Below are 2,095 nucleotides of genomic sequence, written 5' to 3' on the forward strand. Positions count from 1 at the left end.
GCAACCCCGACCAGCTCCGACGACCCGAGCGCTACCAGCAGAGCACGCCGATCAAAGGGGTCCCTTTTGGAGGCCGATAGGGGGTCCCAGTCAAACGCCGATTGACAATAATGAGGGCGGTCCACACGAGGCGTTGCCGAGCCGCACCGGCGGCCGCATGGCTTCTTTTCACCCTGCCCTAGTCTTGCTGAGAGAGCCGGCATAAGTGTCGACGACGAATTCCACGCAGGTCCTGCGGCAGAACGATCTGTGCCCCTAGTAGATTCTGAAGTACAGTGGCAGAAGAGTTTGCAGGAGGCCGACGTGCTATGGCGCTTCTTTTGTATTCTCATCCCAGGCGTCCGTTCATGCCGCAAGAGCGACTAACCGCGAACACATTTGGCATCCAGCAAATTCGTAAGGAGTTGCCGCTCGACCCTAAGAGCCACACCCTCACGCTTATCAGTGGGAAATTACTCGAGCCGTTATGGCGCGGGTCTCCCTCCACGAGACCAAACGGAAAGATCCAGGCTCCCGATTTCAACAAAATCCACCGCATCAAAAGCTTGTCGGGAGATGTCAAGAAACGCTATCCAAACATTTCACAGTTTGAGATGGGCCATGCATGGGGTCCCGGTTTTGGTGACGAAGCTTTTGCCGGAATGATGTGGGTACCAAAAGAAGTGAACCAATATCTTCAGAACCGTGGAATAGAAGCTCGAATCCGTGAGCTTTACGAAGATACGAAGTATGGCTCAGACGTCAAAATCAACGCTTCAGTTGAGTCATGGAACGAAGAAAACATGATAACTGAATTTGCCAGAGAGATCGCTTATAGCGTGACGGTTGATGGTCCAGGAAACCACCACGAATTTTACGAGATTAATATTGAGACCGCGGCTCCAGGATCTCCGGTCGTTATGGACTTGAAGGTCACGCTTTGAAGATCAATCCCGATCCCTCGCAAGTGCTGTCACGGCTCGAAATCATCGACGCGGCGTCGAAGTCTCGTCCGGGGTCCTACTTTGCTATTTTGCACCTGCGAGGCCTCTGCGCGGTCAGTCGATGTTTTTCGTGCCCGTCCGCTTGTCCTTAGGTAACGCCACATCCGCTGCAAGCGCCAGCGCAATAAACGGCGGGCCAGCCGCGGCCCATCCGCCGGCCAAGTCCTTTCCATAAAGACGCATACGCGAATGCGTCGCCGTCACTGCATCGGTCCTGGAAACACGTATTGACATTTTTCCAGGCGGCAGCACGCAGCGCTCGCCCAGGATCATCGGAAAGGCCAGGGCGATGGAGATGATCCTGCCGGACCTGACCGTGACGGGACTTCTCGAGGAATTGTGTTCCTACGGCAGCGACCCTCTCAGGTCCACGACACAAAAATCCAAGGTGGTGGGGGCCTTGCTGTGTTCTGACACAGCGATGACTTGTTTCTCAGCCGGGCCTTCATTTCGAGCGCGGATCGCGCCAAGTAGGAGCACCGAGACCGCCAGCCCACTCAGGACCGCAATTAAGTGCCGATTGGAACAATCGCGCATCACTACACCACGCATGCGCATCGCCCCCGGCGCGCCGCAACATGCGTGTTGAGTCGATAGCCGGTTTGGTGGCGAGGCGGTGGCGATCTGTTATTCACCTCGCTTGGCTCTCTGAAGCCGTTCAACTTGGCCCGGGGCGGCCGTCTTCGTGCTGCCGGGCTCCTAAGGCGCGATCCCGAGCGTTAGCACAGTCCGAATTGCTGACGGTGCCCTCCGCTTCAAGGATTTCAGGGCTATTCGTCTTGTTCAGGAATAGCTGCATCCGCATCTCGACGAGACGCGCACGGCAATATTCACGGTACAGAAAATCGAAAATGGCGGGCAAGATCGAGCCCTCCGTCGTTTTGAGCCGGCGTCGTTTAAGTGGGCGCGATACCACACCTCTGGCGCGCCAGATGTGAACAGGATCACAAAACAGGGGGGCTATTCGTTGGCTGCGACGGTGCAGCAGTCACATATGCGAGAGCTAGTACCCGGAATCAGAGCTGAGTGATACGGCGGCCTTTGAAACGGCGTTGACGGACCTTTTTCTTGGTCCAGACGAAGGGCTCGGCTCTGTCGTTGTATGCGTTGAC

Annotated in this window: 3 protein-coding genes; 1 reads left to right on the forward strand and 2 read right to left on the reverse strand. The window is 56.2% G+C overall.

All coding sequences use genetic code 11. The features are described 5' to 3' along the window. The first annotated feature begins 308 nt into the window (after positions 1–308). Positions 309–923 (forward strand): polymorphic toxin type 4 domain-containing protein, encoded by a 615-nt coding sequence (locus QJT78_RS50615; protein WP_028152506.1) that lies wholly within the window; start codon positions 309–311, stop codon positions 921–923. A gap of 114 nt (positions 924–1,037) precedes the next feature. On the opposite strand, the gene QJT78_RS50620 is transcribed toward QJT78_RS50615, so the two are convergent. Next, complete coding sequence (locus tag QJT78_RS50620) at positions 1,038–1,256, reverse strand: hypothetical protein (RefSeq protein WP_028152507.1); 219 nt, start codon at positions 1,254–1,256, stop codon at positions 1,038–1,040. A gap of 385 nt (positions 1,257–1,641) precedes the next feature. Beyond that, positions 1,642–1,845, reverse strand: coding sequence for a hypothetical protein (locus QJT78_RS50625; protein WP_155258019.1), 204 nt, complete (start codon positions 1,843–1,845; stop codon positions 1,642–1,644). Positions 1,846–2,095 lie beyond the last annotated feature (250 nt).

It is taken from the genome of Bradyrhizobium sp. Mp27 (genome assembly GCF_029953005.1).
GTDB lineage: Bacteria > Pseudomonadota > Alphaproteobacteria > Rhizobiales > Xanthobacteraceae > Bradyrhizobium > Bradyrhizobium barranii.

Coding starts and splice junctions, on each gene's coding strand:
- QJT78_RS50615 (WP_028152506.1), top strand. CDS start 309: ATGGCGCTTCTTTTGTATTCTCATCCCAGGCGTCCGTTCATGCCGCAA.
- QJT78_RS50620 (WP_028152507.1), bottom strand. CDS start 1,256: ATGATCCTGGGCGAGCGCTGCGTGCTGCCGCCTGGAAAAATGTCAATA.